This window comes from Spirabiliibacterium falconis (assembly GCF_014885015.1).
GTDB lineage: Bacteria > Pseudomonadota > Gammaproteobacteria > Enterobacterales > Pasteurellaceae > Spirabiliibacterium > Spirabiliibacterium falconis.
This window is the reverse complement of the sequence record NZ_JABMIJ010000023.1, coordinates 1-1,193: the sequence shown is the minus strand read 5'-3', so window position 1 is coordinate 1,193 and position 1,193 is coordinate 1. Positions and strand designations below refer to the sequence as shown.

Sequence of the window (1,193 nt, the reverse complement as noted above, 5' to 3'; positions counted from 1 at the left end):
AATTCATCATTATTTGATGATTTTCGCTACAACACCCGCACCTACTGTACGACCACCTTCACGAATCGCAAAGCGTAAACCTTGGTCCATCGCAATTGGGTGAATCAAACTTACAGTCATTTTGATGTTATCGCCTGGCATTACCATCTCTACACCTTCTGGTAACTCGATAGTACCCGTTACGTCAGTTGTACGGAAATAGAACTGTGGACGGTAACCTTTGAAGAATGGCGTATGACGACCACCTTCATCTTTTGACAATACGTAAACTTCTGATTCGAAATCAGTGTGTGGTGTGATTGAACCTGGTTTCGCTAATACTTGACCACGTTCGATTTCTTCACGTTTAGTACCACGTAACAAGGCACCAATGTTCTCACCCGCACGACCTTCGTCAAGTAATTTACGGAACATTTCAACACCTGTTACTGTTGTTTTCGTCGTCGGTTTGATACCTACGATTTCAACTTCGTCACCTGTGCGGATAATTCCACGCTCAACACGACCTGTTACTACTGTTCCACGACCAGAAATTGAGAATACGTCTTCAATTGGCAACAAGAATGGTTGGTCAATCGCACGTTCTGGCTCTGGGATGTAAGTATCTAAGTGGTTCGCTAGTTCTACGATTTTTTCTTCCCACTCTGCATCGCCTTCCAATGCTTTTAACGCTGAACCACGTACGATTGGACAGTCGTCACCTGGGAAGTCGTATTGTGAAAGCAATTCACGTACTTCCATTTCAACCAACTCTAATAACTCTTCATCATCAACCATATCACATTTGTTCAAGAATACGATGATGTAAGGTACACCTACTTGGCGACCTAAAAGAATGTGCTCACGTGTTTGTGGCATTGGACCATCTGTCGCTGCAACTACAAGAATTGCACCGTCCATTTGTGCCGCACCTGTAATCATGTTTTTAACATAGTCGGCGTGTCCCGGGCAGTCAACGTGCGCATAGTGACGAGTTGGAGTATCATATTCAACGTGTGAGGTGTTGATGGTAATACCACGCGCTTTTTCTTCTGGCGCGTTATCAATTTGGTCAAATGCACGAGCCGCACCACCGTATTTTTTCGCTAATACTGTTGTGATAGCAGCTGTCAAAGTTGTTTTACCATGGTCAACGTGGCCGATTGTTCCCACGTTAACGTGCGGTTTTGTACGTTCAAATTTTTCTTTAGACA

Annotated in this window: 1 protein-coding gene; it reads right to left on the bottom strand. The window is 44.0% G+C overall.

Annotated elements, in window-relative coordinates; translation table 11 throughout:
- Positions 1-9: 9 nt before the first annotated feature.
- On the bottom strand, positions 10-1,193 hold a 1,184-nt coding region (gene tuf / locus HPC40_RS08985), incomplete at its 5' end, for an elongation factor Tu (RefSeq protein WP_208119163.1).